Consider the following 13,507-nt stretch of genomic DNA (forward strand, 5'->3'; position numbering starts at 1 on the left):
ACCTTAATGAAGCGGACCCGGAACGATCAGAGCTTGCCGTCGGCCGCGAGCTTCATGAAGCTTTCGTCAAAGCGTAGCGTCACATGCTGGGGGTCTCCGAGCGTCTTGCCGCCCGGGAAGGACATTCCCACCGCATCGGCGGAACGCGCGCCACCGAACAGGCCCTTGGAGTAGCTGAAGTCGCGGACGCGCTTCATGGTGGTGATCAGCGCGGGATCCGATGTCGCGGCCACGGCGGCATTGGGATCGAAGTAGAGATGGGTGGTGGACAGCTGGCCATCGAACTCTGCCGGATCCGCGCCGGCCAGCTTTGCCATGGCCGCGCGGGCTTCCTTGCCCTTGGTATCCTGGCGTTGCATGAGCGCGACGGTTTCGTACCAGATGCCGGCAAGCGCCTTGCCCAGTTTCGGGTTGGCCTTGAGCGTGTCGGTATCGACCACCAGCAGGTCCAGGATTTCCCCGGGGATGTCGGCGGAGCTGAACACCAGGTTCGCGCCGGGCTGGGCTTTCATGGAGGAAAGCTGGGGGTTCCACGTAACCGCGGCCTTGACGTCGGGGCTGGCGAAGGCGCCGACGATGTCCGCGTCCGAGGTGTTGATGGTCTTGACGTCGGTCAGTGCCATGCCGACCGAATTGAGCGCGCGTGCGAGCAGGTAGTGCGATACCGAAAGCTCGACGAGATTGACCTGCTTGCCCTTGATTGCCTTGAGGTCGTTCGTGCCTTTCAGCAGCACGCCGTCATTTCCGTTCGAATAGTCGCCGACGATGATGGCGCTGGTGTCCTTGCCACCGGCGGCGGGGATCGTCAGGGCATCCATGTTGGCGACAGTTACGCCGTCCAGCTTGCCGGCGGTGTACTGATTGACCGATTCGACGTAGTCGTTCACCTGAACGATGTTGATCTTGATGCCGTACTTGTCGGCCCATTTTTTCACGATCCCCGCCTGCTGCGCGTAGGGCCAGGGCATCCACCCGGCATAGATCGACCATCCGATACTGAATTCCTGGCGCGGTTCGGGCGCGTCGCTGGATGGCTTGGAGCAGGACACGGCGAGAAGCGTGCCGGCAATGATTGCGACCTTGGCTGCCTTACGGATGGATAGGATCATGAATCGGTCCCCTTTCGCAGTGCAGCATTGCTGCATTTGCATGCCTTGTCCATCGGAAAATATTACTCATAACTATCTGGGTAATACCAGTGATGGAAGTGAAGGGGAGGCGAGTGAAGCCGGCAAGGGCCGGTTCACCCCCAATTTTCGCGTGGAATTGTGGTGACGCCAACCGACGGTCGGCCTGCTTCGGCGTCGGCGATATCCTGTGTGGCTGCGGAAATGATCCGGTAGCCGCGCCCGGTCGATCGGGGGGGGGCGGCAGCCTAATGTCTTGGCGGAATCGGCGCGGCGGCCTGTCAGTCCGCCAATTCCTTGCTTGCCTGGGTCTTGCGGGACCGCGGCGCGGATTCCCTGGTGTCCGTGCCGTCCTGTTCATGGAGCGGCGGGAGCAGGGCGGTGGTCGTGACCAGCTGCAACTGCTTAACGCCGCGAATGGCGCGCAGCGAGTCGCACAGTTCCTTCAGGCGGATCGCCGGCCCCTGAACCAGAAGCACCTCGAGCGACTGGTCGTCCTCGAGAAAGACATGCTGCGAAGAGATGACTTCCTTCAGATACTCCGCCTGGCTTTCCGCCAGCTGCTGCCGCACGCGGCCGCCCCGGTAGACGAGCGTGATCGTACCGGCGAGCATGTCTTCAGGGCGGGTCATGGCCTCATGTTCCGCGAGGGCGTGGCGGATCAATTCCGCGATCAGCTGCGACCGGGACGGCAGGCCACGTTCTTCGACCATCACGTCCAGCTGACGAAACAGTTCGGCCGGAAGGCTCATGCTGAGACGTGCGAGGCTGCCGGGATCGGTGCTCATGCTGCGGTTCTCTCCACCATCGTTGAATCCTCGGGCCCAGGCCTTCCTTCGCGCGAGGCACAGGCGCATCAGGAAGGCGCCGGATTTGCAGCATTACCGCAAATCGGGATCATGTCCATGTTACATTATTATCATCACCCTTGTCGGTAATATCAACCTCGGGGCGTCAATGCCGGGTTTCGCGCCGCGATCCGCGTCCAGCATTGCGGCGACTGATCGCCACGAAGGCGAGGGGCGTTCACCGAACGGAAAAAGCGGGCGAGGCGACGTCCCGTTATCAATGATTCGGTGGCGAAGTTGCCACTGCCGGCATGGCGCCGACCGTGATTTTGCATACGGTGCGGGCGCAAGCGGGGTTTCGGCTTTTTGCTAAAATGACGGTTTTGCGGGATTTTTTCCGCATTGTGACCAAAATGGGCGGATGTGCAATTAATACTCTTGACGCAATACGTAATATCAATACCGTGTGCCTTATCGCCACAAAGAGCGGTGTCACCAGGAGAGAGGATCTTTGCATTGAGCCGGTTTCCGGCTCGATAGGGGAGATTTTCTATGGATGAACAGCCGGTTAGTAGCGCTGCTCACTCTAATGAAATGCAATCTGTCTCCGGTGACGGCCTTTCCAGCGGCAATCCGGAGCTGGAGACCGGCCTTTCGGCTACGCGCAATACTGAAAGTGCGGCCGGCAAGGACGGGAAGTCTGTTAAGAACACTCTCGTGAACCTGCTGCCGCCTGCGACCGTCGCGGGGGTCATCTTGTTCTGGGCGTTCGGTCCGGAAGCATGGACCGGCAATCCCTGGTCGATCGTCGTTGCGGGCGGCCTTATCACGGCTTTCGTACAGGCGCTGGAATGGGTGGTCGAGCGGCATGCCGGCTGGCGTCTGAACAAGCGCGAATTCGCCACCGACTTCTTCTACGTCATCCTCGGCTACACGGTAATTTCCTGGGTTTCGGAAGCGCTTGCCGAAGCGCCGCTGCGGTCGATCAAGGAGTCGTACGGCATCACCACCGGGTGGGTGACGCAGCTGCCGTTCCTCGTGCAGGTGGCCATGGTGATCTTCCTGATCGAGTTCGGCCAGTACTGGATGCACAGGATCATGCACAACTGGCATCCGTTCTGGCTGACCCACGCCCCGCATCACCACATCACCCAGCTCAATGCGATGAAGGGCTACGTGGGCAATCCCATCGAACTGTTCCTCATCAGCCTCAGCGTGGTGGCCCTGTTCGATTTCGAGCAGACGGCATTGTTCTGCGCTTTCAACGTCCTGGGCGTGGTGTCCACTTACGCGCATGCCAATGTGCGCTCCGACCCGCCGCTGTTCTACTCGTTCTTCTTCACGACGATCCGTCATCACAGTCTGCACCATTCGACGGATTATGAAAGCACCCGCTGCAACTACGCCAATTCGCTGATCGTGATCGATCGCGCACTGGGAACGTATCGCGAGGGTGAAGCGTCCGTCGTCGGCCAGGATGAACGCAAGCGCCTGTCGATCTGGGAACAGTTCATGTTTCCGTTTCAGCCCATGATCGACTGGCTCAAATCCAAACGGCACAACACGGGACATACGGCCAACTGACCTTGCAGTGCAGAGCTGCAACACCATCGGATCGCACGGTTCGACGAACAACAGAAACTTCGAACAACGCGCGCGTAAGCCAAGCACCCGGCAAGCGGTGGGCGGAATGTCGCGCAGGACCTTCAACGAAGCAAATGCTCAAGCTCTGGCGCAGCACGGCCAGGGCACGGGAAACCTTATCCAAAAAAGGGGGGTAGCAAAATGACATACCAGAAAAAGATGAGAGCCGGACTTCTCTGCGCCACGATCTTCACGAACGTCGCACTTGCGATGCCCGCACTGGCGCAGGCCGGGCCGGATGACGGTTACGGGGATGGCGGAGCGATCATCGTTTCGGCGACCCGCCGCGACACCACGCTGATCGAAACGCCGATCAACATCTCCGCGATCGGTTCGGAACAGCTGGCCAACGAACACATCGACGACATGCGCGATCTGGGCGCCTTTACCCCGGGTCTGACTGTCCTCGACAATGGCCCTCGTTCTTCGGGTACGGTCGTCATGCGCGGCCTGTCGGCCGACGACACCGAAGCCGACGGCGGCGACAACAGCAACACCGCGATCGGGATGTATCTCGGCGAAGTGCCGATGTACTACGACTTCAAGCTGATCGACGTCAGCCGCGTCGAAGTGCTGCTTGGCCCGCAAGGCACGCTCTATGGGCTCGGCACGCTTGCCGGCGCCATGCGCTACATGCCCAATCGGCCCGATCCGACGCAGTTCACGGTAGAAGCCAGCGGCCGCGTTTTTGACATGGCCCACTCCGGCGACGTCGGCTACTCCGGTTATGCCACGCTCAACATTCCTCTGGCCGAGAAGATCGCATTCCGCACGACGACCGGCTACTACGACACTCCGGGCTTCATCGACTATCCCTACCTCCTGCAGACGCCGGGCGTCTCGCTGCCGCAGCCCGGCACGCTCGACAATCCGCTGGGGACCGACCAGGACAAGGCCGACAACTTCAAGTCCGCCAAGGACGTGAACTACGACCGCACGTTCACCAGCCGCAACCAGCTCGGCTTCGTCGACGACGACTTCCAGATCTTCGTGACCTATGCCTACCAGAAGACCAAGACCGGAGGCCGTCAGGCCAACGGTGGCGGCGTGGTCGGTGAAGGCAAGTACGAGGCGCCGTGGCGCTATCTGGAGCCCGCGACGCGTGAAGGACAGCTGCTGTCGCTCGAAGCCACCGGTAACGTGGCGGACTTCATGGATGTCGTCTTCGTCTCAGCCTACACCCAGCGCAAGACTTCCTACCGCGGCGACAACACCGACCTGCTGATCGATCTGGACTACGACTACGAGCTGTTCCCGGCCTTCTCGAGCTTCAACCAGTCGCACCAGAAGGAACACGAATACACCAACGAGCTGCGTCTGGTTTCCACGTTCGAGAGCCCGCTCAGCTTCGTGGCCGGTGCGTTCTGGAACCGCATGAACTACCGTTCAGACTACGATGAATACGTGCCCGGCTTCCCTGAATGGGCCAATGAGCCGGAAAACTGGGGCACGGACTTCATTACCGACCACAGCAATCCGGAATACGCCCACGAGTATTCGTCGTACGTGATAAACAAGAACGATGAAAAGGGCCTTTACGGCGAAGCCACCTGGCATTTCACGGACGACATCCAGCTTACCGGTGGTCTGCGCTACTATAAGTACAGTGCCTATGTAGACGGTGGTTCCTTCCTTCCGTTGTACGGTGGGACCTACAGCACGCGATCGGGTTCCACTTCCGACGATGGGCTTGTCTACAAGATCAACGCCTCGTGGAACATTACGCCTGATTTCATGGTCTACGGTACGTACTCAACCGGCTACCGCATCGGCGGCGTGAACCGTGTGGCACCTTGTAGCCAGCCCGTCATTGACAAGTACAATGCTGGGCAGCCTCAAGACGGCCAGACATTGTGCGCGCTACCCCACGAGCTCTTTTACGGTCCGGACAAGGTCAAGAACGCTGAAATCGGCTTTCGCGGGCAGCTGTTCGACAAGAAGTTGTCTTTCAGCCTGTCAGCCTATCATGTCGACTGGAACGGTATCCAGCTTTCTGGCCAGACGGTCTATGGCGCGATGGGTATTACCGTGAACGGCGGTAAGGCAGTCTCGAAAGGTATCGACTTCTCGTTCAACGCCAACCCGTTCCCGGGTTTCAACCTGCGCGGCAACTATTCGTACCTGGATGCTCACCTGACCGAGGATGTGCCCATGTTGCTTTCCGTGGCTGGTGGCGATCTTGTCGACGTCTATTCAGACGGCCGCCTGCCCGGTTCGGCCAAGAATTCCGGTGCATTGGGCGCGACCTACGAATTCCCGGTCGGCCTGAATTCGGTCATGCTGGGCTGGACCTCCACCTACACTGGCGGCATCTATACCCGCGTGGGGCTGCTCGGCGGCGGCGAACGCCTGCCGTCCTACACGATGCATCGCGCCACCGTGACCTACAAGGCCGAGAACTACGAAGTATCGTTGTTCGCGAACAACATCTTCGACAAATACGCGGTCACCGGCGTCGGCAGCGACCTCACCCGCAAGGGGCTCGTCAACGACGGCGTCATCTCGCGCTATTACGCACGTAGCGTTGCCACTCCGCGCGTGATCGGTCTGGAAGCGCGCATCAAGTACTGAAGGCTCTGAGGGTCGCACCCAGTTGCCAACGCTGGAAGGGCGGCATCGCGCAAGCGGTGCCGCCCTTTTGCTTGCTCACCGGTGGCGCAGCGCAACGAGGTGAACGCCTCTTCACGGAAACTTCAGTCCTCTCGTGCATAGGCCTGCTTACCCGATGCACCGAGGTCTCTATGAAGTACCTGATACCGATCGCCTGCGCCGTGCTTCTGAGCGGTTGCGGCGTCGATCCGCGCCAGCAGTACAACCGCGCTAAAGACGCCTACGCGGCGCACGACTATCTGAGCGCCAAGCTCGACCTGGTCGACTTGCTCGAAAAGGACACCGGCAACCGGGATGCCCGTGAGCTGCTGGTGCGCTCGTACCTGGCACTGGGGGATGGCGAGGCTGCTGCGGCGGCGCTCCTGAAGTTGGATCCTGCGCAACGCCCTGCGGACTACAAGGTCATGCTCGGCGAGGCTGCCCTCCTGCGCAGCCGGCCGGATGAAGCACTGGAGGCAGTCGGGCAGGTGAAGGGGGCTGGGGCCGAACGGATCCGGGCGCTGGCCTATCTCGGCAAGGACAACCGCGAAGCTGCTGCCGCCGCTTTCGCCAAGGGCATGATCAGCGGGCAGCGCGATCCGCGCCTGCTGGCGGACTATGCGCGTTTCACGTTGCAGCAGGGCGATGTGAAAAAGGCCAGGTCACTGGTCGACGCCGCGCTTCAGGCCGATCCGAACTCGCTCGATGCCCTGCTGGTGAACGGGAGGACGGCAACCGCCGAAGGGCAGCTGTCCCTGGCGCTGGATTCCTATTCCAGGGCGCTCGACAGCTATCCCGGAAACCTCGCGGCGATCGTTGGCAAGGCGAGCGTGCTGGGCGATCTCGGGCGGACCGATGAAATGGAACAGCTCCTCGACAGCGCGCGCTCTAAGGTGGGGGGCTCCGACGCACTGACCTACCTGCAGGCGCGGGCGGCGGCGGCGCGCAACGACTGGAAGTCGGTCCGCAATATTCTGCAGGCCAATGAAACCTTCGTGCGCGACCGTGACGACGCTTCGATCCTCTACGCCCAGGCACTCGACAGGCTGGGGCAGGAAGAGCAGGCGCGTTCGCGGCTAATGCCGGTTCTCACGCGCAGCCCCAACAATGCCATCGCTCGCCGCCTGCTGGCGACGGTCCAGCTGAAGCTGGGCGATGCCAATGGGGCATTGAAGACGCTCGAGCCGCTGGTCGGTCAACCCTCGGCACTGGCGGAGGACCTGAGGCTCTATGCAAAGGCGGCCAAGGCCGCAGGCCGGCCCGACGCCGACCGGATCGCGCGCGAAGCCCTGTTTCCCACGCCGCAGTCGCTCGCGGCGGAACTGGCGAATGCGGACACCGCGCTCAGGGCCCGGAACTGGGCCAATGCGGTTGTCATCTATGAACGGATTATCGCCGTTACCGATGGCACCAACCCGCTCGTCCTCAACAATCTGGCTTATGCCAAGGGCCAGTTGGGCGACAAGGCGGACGCGCTCAAATATGCCCTTGAGGCATTGAAATATGCGCCGACGAACGCGTCGATCATGGATACTGCCGGCTGGTTGCTGTTCGAAACCGGAACCGACCGCGATCGCGCCGTAAAGTTGTTGCGCGAAGCTGCCGCAAAGGCGCCGGACAACGCGACGATCCGGCAGCACCTAGAGAAGGCGCAAGCGGCCGGCTGAATCAACAAGGGGCCCCGTTAGGAGCCCCTTGCACAGGAAACGATCTGACCTGTGGTTCAGGCAAAGGCGGGGCGCAGCGCCCGGCGCGCGGGGATGAACCGCTTGCGGCCCAGGACCAGGCTCAGGATGCCGAGGCCGAACAGCGCCATCATGCCCGGTTCGGGAACCGAAGTGCCGCCGCTCGAAGTGGAAGTCGAAGTGAGCGTGCCGGTGCCGCTCGCCGAGGTGATGCCGTTTACGCCGGTGATCGACTGATAGCGAACGTAGAAATCGCTGAGGGTCAGCGAGGAAACAGGCTGCGAAAAGCTCAGCGTGAACGAGCCGGTGCCGGTCTCGCCCATGGCAAGGCCGCCGCTGCCACCGCCGGCGCACGAACCCGTCGAAGCGTCCTTGAAGCACACGTCCACGGTGCCGATCCCGTTGGGATAGGTCGAGGAAAGTGTCGTGTAGCTGTAGGCCCCGGTGCTGGTTGCGCTGGCGATGTCCGGATTGGTGTTGAAAGCAAAGCTCGAGATGCGCGAACCGGTAACCGGCGAAGAGCTGGTGTTGGTGACGCTGTAGTCGAAGGTGTAATCGTTGCCCGAAACGCCGGTGAGGACAAACTGCGTCGAACCGGTCAGGCCGCTGATGCTGGTTCCGCTGGAATAGCCATCATAGTTGAGGGTGAAGCTGGTGCCGATGTCACCCGACCCCAACGTGATCTCGTCGGCCAGTGCCGGCGATGCAAAGGCAACGGCTGACAGGGCTGCCAGGCCGATTGCCAGGTTCTTCTTCATGATCATTCCCCGCTCTCCACTTGGAAGTTAGTTGACATCAAACAAAGCAAGGGATGTGCCACGTACGTATTTTCGCATAGTCTGGTGGTTAATACGTTAGCTGGTTGTAAAACAAATCGACGCTTTCGGGCTGATTTCGGCGTTTTGCCGAGGCAGTTTGCGGGCGGTTCTTGCCGTTGCCGGAGCGCGGAGGCAAAGTGCGGGAGCTTTCGGATTCGCGGGATGCCCAGCGGGTTCGGCGGCGCTTTCTCTCCCAATCCTCCCCCGACAATGGAAGTACGCGATGCGGTCTCGAACGCTTTTCCCGATCACACTTGGTGCGGCTCTGCTGGCTTCCGCCGCAGTCCAGGCAAAGACTTATCCCGAGGCCGAGAAGGCGACGCTCGAACTGTCCAGGCAAGCCATTGCCTTGCGGTCCGTGCGAGGCGAGGGGAACGAGACGCCCAAGGTGGCGGAGCTGTTCCGCGATGCGCTGATCGAGGGCGGGTGGGACCCGAAGGACATCGAGATCGTGCCGCATGAGGACACGGCCTACCTCATCGCCACATGGCGCGGCAGCGATCCTTCGCTCGGACCTGTCGTGGTCTCCGCGCACATGGACGTGGTCGAGGCCAAGCCCGAGGACTGGGAGCGGGATCCCTTCACGCCCGTGGTCGAGAACGGCTATCTCTACGGTCGCGGCGCGAGCGATACCAAGTTCGACGCAGTCCTCGCGATGGAGGCGATGATCGAACTGCGCCGGCAGGGCTTCCAGCCGAAGCGTAGCCTCGTGATTGCCCTTTCCGGCGACGAGGAAACGACGATGGACACCTCGAAGCTGATCGCAGAGCGGCTGCGCGATGCGCGCATCGTGCTCAATGTCGATGGCGCTTCGGGCACGCTGTCCGAGGAAACCGGCAAGCCGCTCTACTGGAGCTGGCAGGGCGGCGAAAAGACCTACATCGACTACAAGATCGAGATCACCAACCCGGGCGGCCACAGCTCCATGCCGCGCCCGGACAATGCCATCGTCCAGATGTCGCAAGTGCTCGACCGGATCGGGCACTACAACTTCAAGCCGGAACTCAACGACATCACGCGCGAGTACTGGATAGAGGCGTCGAAGCTTGAACCCGATGCCGAACTGGCCGCCGCGATGAAGGCCTTCGTGGCCGATCCCGACGATGCTGCGGCGCTCAGGGTGCTGCGTGCGAATCCATCCATGGTCGGACGTATCGGCACCACCTGCGTGCCGACGTTGATCTCCGGCGGACATGCCCAGAATGCTCTGCCGCAGAATGTGACGGCCAATATCAACTGTCGCATTTTCCCGGGCCATTCGCGCACCGAGATCATGGCCGAACTGGAAAAGGTGGCGGCGGAACCCGCAGCGACGTTCAGCGACGTAACCGGTGACGATTCGGTGATGGCGCCGGCCTCGCCGATGGACCCCGAGTTCGTGAAGGCCGTGCGCAAGGCGGTGACCGCGGCCTGGGGCCCGGTGCCGATCATTCCCATGCAGTCTTCCGGCGCGTCGGATTCGATGTGGTACCGCGCGCTGGGCGTGCCCAGCTACGGCGCGAGCGCGACGATGCTCAAGGAATCGGACGAGTTCGCCCATGGCCTCAACGAGCGCGAACCGCTGGTCAATATCCGGCCCGGGATCGTCTATTACCTGAGCCTCTACCGCGATCTCGCGGGCAAGTAGACGGCATGCTTCCGAGGGCGCGCCAGGGCTGGCAGCTCAGGCGCGCCTTGCGGCCCTTCATGCTCAGCCGCCAGTCTGGCGGAAACGGGCTGGCGATGGGCATCTGTTCTCCTCTCCTGTAGGCGAAGTGCCGCTTTCTCCCGGGCGTGCTTAGGGCGGGAAGGGCCGGCTGGGCGACACGGCAGGCTAGGACAAACCGACGCAGTATTCTTGCGGGACTGTGGCTGCCGATCGGGGCTTGCTGATTTGACGGGTTTATGACAGCTTCCCGCCCGGCTTGATCGCCATCGTCGGCACCAGTAGCCGGGCCTTGAGGTTCGGTAGGTTATCCGGGGGGTGTTTCTGTCATGCGCAAGGGGCTGTTCCGGACCACTTTGCCTGGTCTCGGCGAGTGTGCGAGAGTTGACATGAGCGCGGGCGACGCCGCGCCCTACCTTGAGCGGGACATGTACGTTCTTCTCGGTTTCGAGCCCCGGTTCGACCAGCTTCCCGTGAAGTCCAGCGCGCAGAATCCCGCAGCCCGGCCGCTCTGGTCGGAATGGCGCTGACGCTCATTTCACCACTTGCAAGGCGAGTCGTTCGGGGCGTGTCGCCTCAGGCTGCCTGACGCGATGTTGCCGTCGTGGCCGCATAGGCCGCGAAGAGATCCTCGAAATGCTCGTTCATGGTGCGTGCTCCGGCCTGCGGGCGCGGGCGGGTGACCGCAACGTCGAGAACCGCGTTGGCGGCTGCTGCAGGATCGCAGGCGGCATAGGTTCGACCCGCGCCGCCCTGGGCGTGATCCACGGCGCCGCCCGCATCGGGCACGATCACCGGTATTCCGCTCGCCCGGGCTTCTGCCGCGACCATGCAGAACGTCTCTGCCTCGCACCCGTGGAGGAGCGCATCGGCACTGGCGAGGATTCGCGCGAAAACGCGGCGATCGCGTTCGGGCGCGAGAAGGCGGATATGCGGGTTGCCCGCGATGTGGCGCAGGATGGTGCGCTGCTCGCGCCCTTCGCCGAGCATGACGAGACCGATCGGCATTTCACGGCTCGCCGCGTTCACGGCATCGACCACCATCGGCCAGCGCTTTTCCGGCGCGAGGCGGCCAATGGCGAGCAGGAGGGTAGCGCTCTCGGCAAGCTCGCAGGCGTCGAGCAGGCGCGCGCGCAGGGCCGGGTCGCGCAGGCTGGGCGAGAAGCATCCCGGTTCGACCCCCATCGGGATCGTTACGGTATTGGCGACGCCACCCTCGCGCAGGCGACGTGAGAGATCGCCGTTGGCGCACACGACGTGATTGAAGCGGCGGCTATTGTTGCGCAGGTGCTCCCAGTACATCGAGAACTGCCGGTCGATCGTCTCGCGCGAGAAGATCGGGCCGAACCAGCGGTAGGCATAGGCCGACAGGGGATCGGCATGCATCACCAGGCTGCGCGGTGCGGCGCCGGGCCATTCGGCGACCAGACTGGCGCTGCGCCAGGGTGAGGTTGCCTCCACGAAGTCGGGCGCCTCGGCATCGAGCACGGCATGTAGGCGTTCGGCCTCGTTGAAGTACCAGTACTTGCGATCGAGCGGAAAGCGGGGGCTGCGGATGAAGACGATGCGTGCGCCGGGGCCACGCTCGACCACGGCATCCTCGTCGCCGGGGGCGACGATCACGATCTCGTGACCGAGTTGCGGGCCGATCCGGAGCTTCTGCTCGACATATGTGCGCACGCCGCCGCCGCGGGGCGAATAGAATGCGCAGACATCGACAATCTTCATCACTTGGTCCTGTCGTGAAGCGGCGCAACGCCGAGACCGTGCTGGTAATTGAGCACGATGGTTATCCGCGTAAGTCCGTTGCCCGCGACGGCGCTCGCCTTGCTTGCCTTTGGCTTGCCCCAGCCCAAGCGGGGATTGCCGGCAAAGCCGATTCCGTCGCGCGTCCAGTTGAACTTGCGGTCTTCATTGCGATCGTGGAGCAGGCTGACGGCGTAGGTTCCCGGTGCGGGCAGGCGGATGCACAGTTCCGGCGTGCCCGTGGCGGGGACCGGTACCTCGACGCGGCGAAACGTCTTGCCCGCGCTGATGAGGATGTTGTCGTCCTCGAGGAAATCCTTGTTGTTGTCCGGATAGACCTCGAGCTTGAGGTTGCCCGTACGGTCCTTGAGACCTTCGACATCGACGAGGAAGGCGGGCCCCTTTTCGCCCGGACGGCATTGCCCCTCGGCCTTGCCGAGGTCGGGCGTGGACGGGATCGTTGCTGCCGCCAGCAGCGGCAGGGCCGCGGTTGCGAAAGGTGCTAGCGTCACCGTGCTCATGCCCGCTTCTCGGGGTTGGTCAGGTCGTTGATGGCGATCACGCTGCCCAGCACGAGGTGCGTGGCAAGGATCAGTCCCGCCATCAGGGTCATGAGCGCGCCGATGTCGCGTTCGTGGCCGAGCATCATCACGGCAATGCCGGCGAAGAGCAGGTCCTTGTTGGGCATCAGCGGCAGGCGCGAGACGAGCAGGCGTAGCGTCGAGAGATACAGCCACCAGGTCAGCGGGACGGCGGGGAGCACGAGGTGCCAGACGACCGCGAGAAGAACGGTCGAAAGGACGATGCGCGCCAGGTGCGTCCTGGTGATCATCATCAGGTCGCTGCGTGTCAGCGTGAATACCCGCTTGCGGAAGATCATCGCTGCCATCGAGATCGCCAGGATGACGCCGAGGGAGAGGGCGAACATGCGCGTGTCGATGCCGAGCCCGGTGTCGCCCAGCATCGGCAGCATGATCACCAGCAGCGCGATGGTAACGGCATTGCCGGTTATGGCGGACAGGATTGCCACGTCCTTCACCGCGCCGAAAGGCGCCGCTTCGAGCGCTACCCGCCGGCGGGCCCAGGTGTAGAAATAGGCTTCGCCAAGGTAGCCGAGCAGCAGCTCGTTGTAGACCTTCTTGCGCAGCAGGGCGACGAACCCGGCCGGCGGGATGCGCCACAGGCGATGGAAGATCAGCCATTCGCTGGCGGGCGTGATCAGGTAGGAGGCGGCGAAGAACAGCCAGAATGCTGCGCTCCTGGGGACCATCGCCAGCAGGCTGGTCACGTTCAGGCCGTCCATCTCGTGGATGACGGCGACAATCACGCCGATCGAGAGAAGGACCGAAAAGATCGCTTTGCGGCCGGGATGGGCGTTGCGATCCTGCGGCGTCAGCTCGATCGCCGGCGGGGCGTCGAGGTTCGGCATGTTGGGGGCCAGTGCGGCAGATGGATCGGACACGAA

General features: G+C 62.6%; 12 protein-coding genes. 6 read left to right on the forward strand and 6 right to left on the reverse strand.

All coding sequences use genetic code 11. The features are described from left to right. Window positions 1-26: 26 nt before the first annotated feature. The gene (locus tag NZK81_RS08290; protein WP_260045643.1) at window positions 27-1,109 is read right to left on the reverse strand and encodes a putative urea ABC transporter substrate-binding protein; all 1,083 of its coding nucleotides are present in this window, start codon (window positions 1,107-1,109) and stop codon (window positions 27-29) included. 299 nt (window positions 1,110-1,408) lie between these two features. Further along, window positions 1,409-1,915, reverse strand: coding sequence for a CopG family ribbon-helix-helix protein (locus tag NZK81_RS08295; protein WP_260045644.1), 507 nt, complete (start codon window positions 1,913-1,915; stop codon window positions 1,409-1,411). Between the two features lie 311 nt (window positions 1,916-2,226). On the opposite strand from NZK81_RS08295, the gene NZK81_RS08300 reads away from it, so the two are divergent. From NZK81_RS08300 to NZK81_RS08315, 4 genes are all read left to right on the forward strand, one after another. After that, a complete protein-coding gene (locus NZK81_RS08300) occupies window positions 2,227-2,475 on the forward strand; it encodes a hypothetical protein (protein WP_260045645.1) in 249 nt (82 codons plus the stop codon). Continuing rightward, window positions 2,468-3,499, forward strand: coding sequence for a sterol desaturase family protein (locus NZK81_RS08305; protein WP_260045646.1), 1,032 nt, complete (start codon window positions 2,468-2,470; stop codon window positions 3,497-3,499). The genes NZK81_RS08300 and NZK81_RS08305 overlap by 8 nt, the downstream gene beginning before the upstream one ends. A 201-nt stretch (window positions 3,500-3,700) precedes the next feature. Continuing rightward, a complete protein-coding gene (locus NZK81_RS08310) occupies window positions 3,701-6,130 on the forward strand; it encodes a TonB-dependent receptor (RefSeq protein WP_260045647.1) in 2,430 nt (809 codons plus the stop codon). 170 nt (window positions 6,131-6,300) lie between these two features. Further along, window positions 6,301-7,815, forward strand: a complete 1,515-nt coding sequence (locus tag NZK81_RS08315) for a tetratricopeptide repeat protein (RefSeq protein WP_260045648.1) — start codon at window positions 6,301-6,303, stop codon at window positions 7,813-7,815. 56 nt (window positions 7,816-7,871) lie between these two features. Here the strand turns inward: NZK81_RS08315 and NZK81_RS08320 are convergent, their stop codons facing one another. Next, on the reverse strand, window positions 7,872-8,591 hold the full coding sequence (locus NZK81_RS08320; protein WP_260045649.1) for a cistern family PEP-CTERM protein: 720 nt from the start codon (window positions 8,589-8,591) through the stop codon (window positions 7,872-7,874). A 283-nt stretch (window positions 8,592-8,874) separates the two neighbouring features. Here NZK81_RS08320 and NZK81_RS08325 point away from each other — a divergent pair, with 283 nt between their 5' ends. Beyond that, window positions 8,875-10,278 carry a M20/M25/M40 family metallo-hydrolase gene (locus tag NZK81_RS08325; protein ID WP_260045650.1) on the forward strand — a complete coding sequence of 468 codons (1,404 nt, stop codon included), beginning with the start codon at window positions 8,875-8,877 and terminating at the stop codon, window positions 10,276-10,278. 407 nt (window positions 10,279-10,685) lie between these two features. Beyond that, window positions 10,686-10,826 (forward strand): hypothetical protein, encoded by a 141-nt coding sequence (locus NZK81_RS08330; RefSeq protein ID WP_260045651.1) that lies wholly within the window; start codon window positions 10,686-10,688, stop codon window positions 10,824-10,826. A 46-nt stretch (window positions 10,827-10,872) separates the two neighbouring features. Here NZK81_RS08330 and NZK81_RS08335 read toward each other — a convergent pair whose 3' ends face one another. The 3 genes from NZK81_RS08335 to NZK81_RS08345 are packed head-to-tail and all read right to left on the reverse strand — an operon-like array spanning window position 10,873 to window position 13,504. Next, the gene (locus tag NZK81_RS08335) at window positions 10,873-12,024 is read right to left on the reverse strand and encodes a glycosyltransferase (RefSeq protein WP_260045652.1); all 1,152 of its coding nucleotides are present in this window, start codon (window positions 12,022-12,024) and stop codon (window positions 10,873-10,875) included. Then, on the reverse strand, window positions 12,024-12,563 hold the full coding sequence (locus tag NZK81_RS08340) for a DUF2141 domain-containing protein (protein ID WP_260045653.1): 540 nt from the start codon (window positions 12,561-12,563) through the stop codon (window positions 12,024-12,026). Before NZK81_RS08340 ends, NZK81_RS08335 begins: the two co-directional genes overlap by 1 nt. Continuing rightward, window positions 12,560-13,504: a hypothetical protein gene (locus NZK81_RS08345; RefSeq protein ID WP_260045654.1), complete on the reverse strand. Its 945-nt coding sequence runs from the start codon at window positions 13,502-13,504 to the stop codon at window positions 12,560-12,562. Before NZK81_RS08345 ends, NZK81_RS08340 begins: the two co-directional genes overlap by 4 nt. Window positions 13,505-13,507 lie beyond the last annotated feature (3 nt).

Origin of the sequence: Novosphingobium mangrovisedimenti (genome assembly GCF_025153475.1) — a bacterium.
In the GTDB taxonomy this organism is placed as follows: Bacteria; Pseudomonadota; Alphaproteobacteria; order Sphingomonadales; family Sphingomonadaceae; genus Novosphingobium; species Novosphingobium mangrovi_A.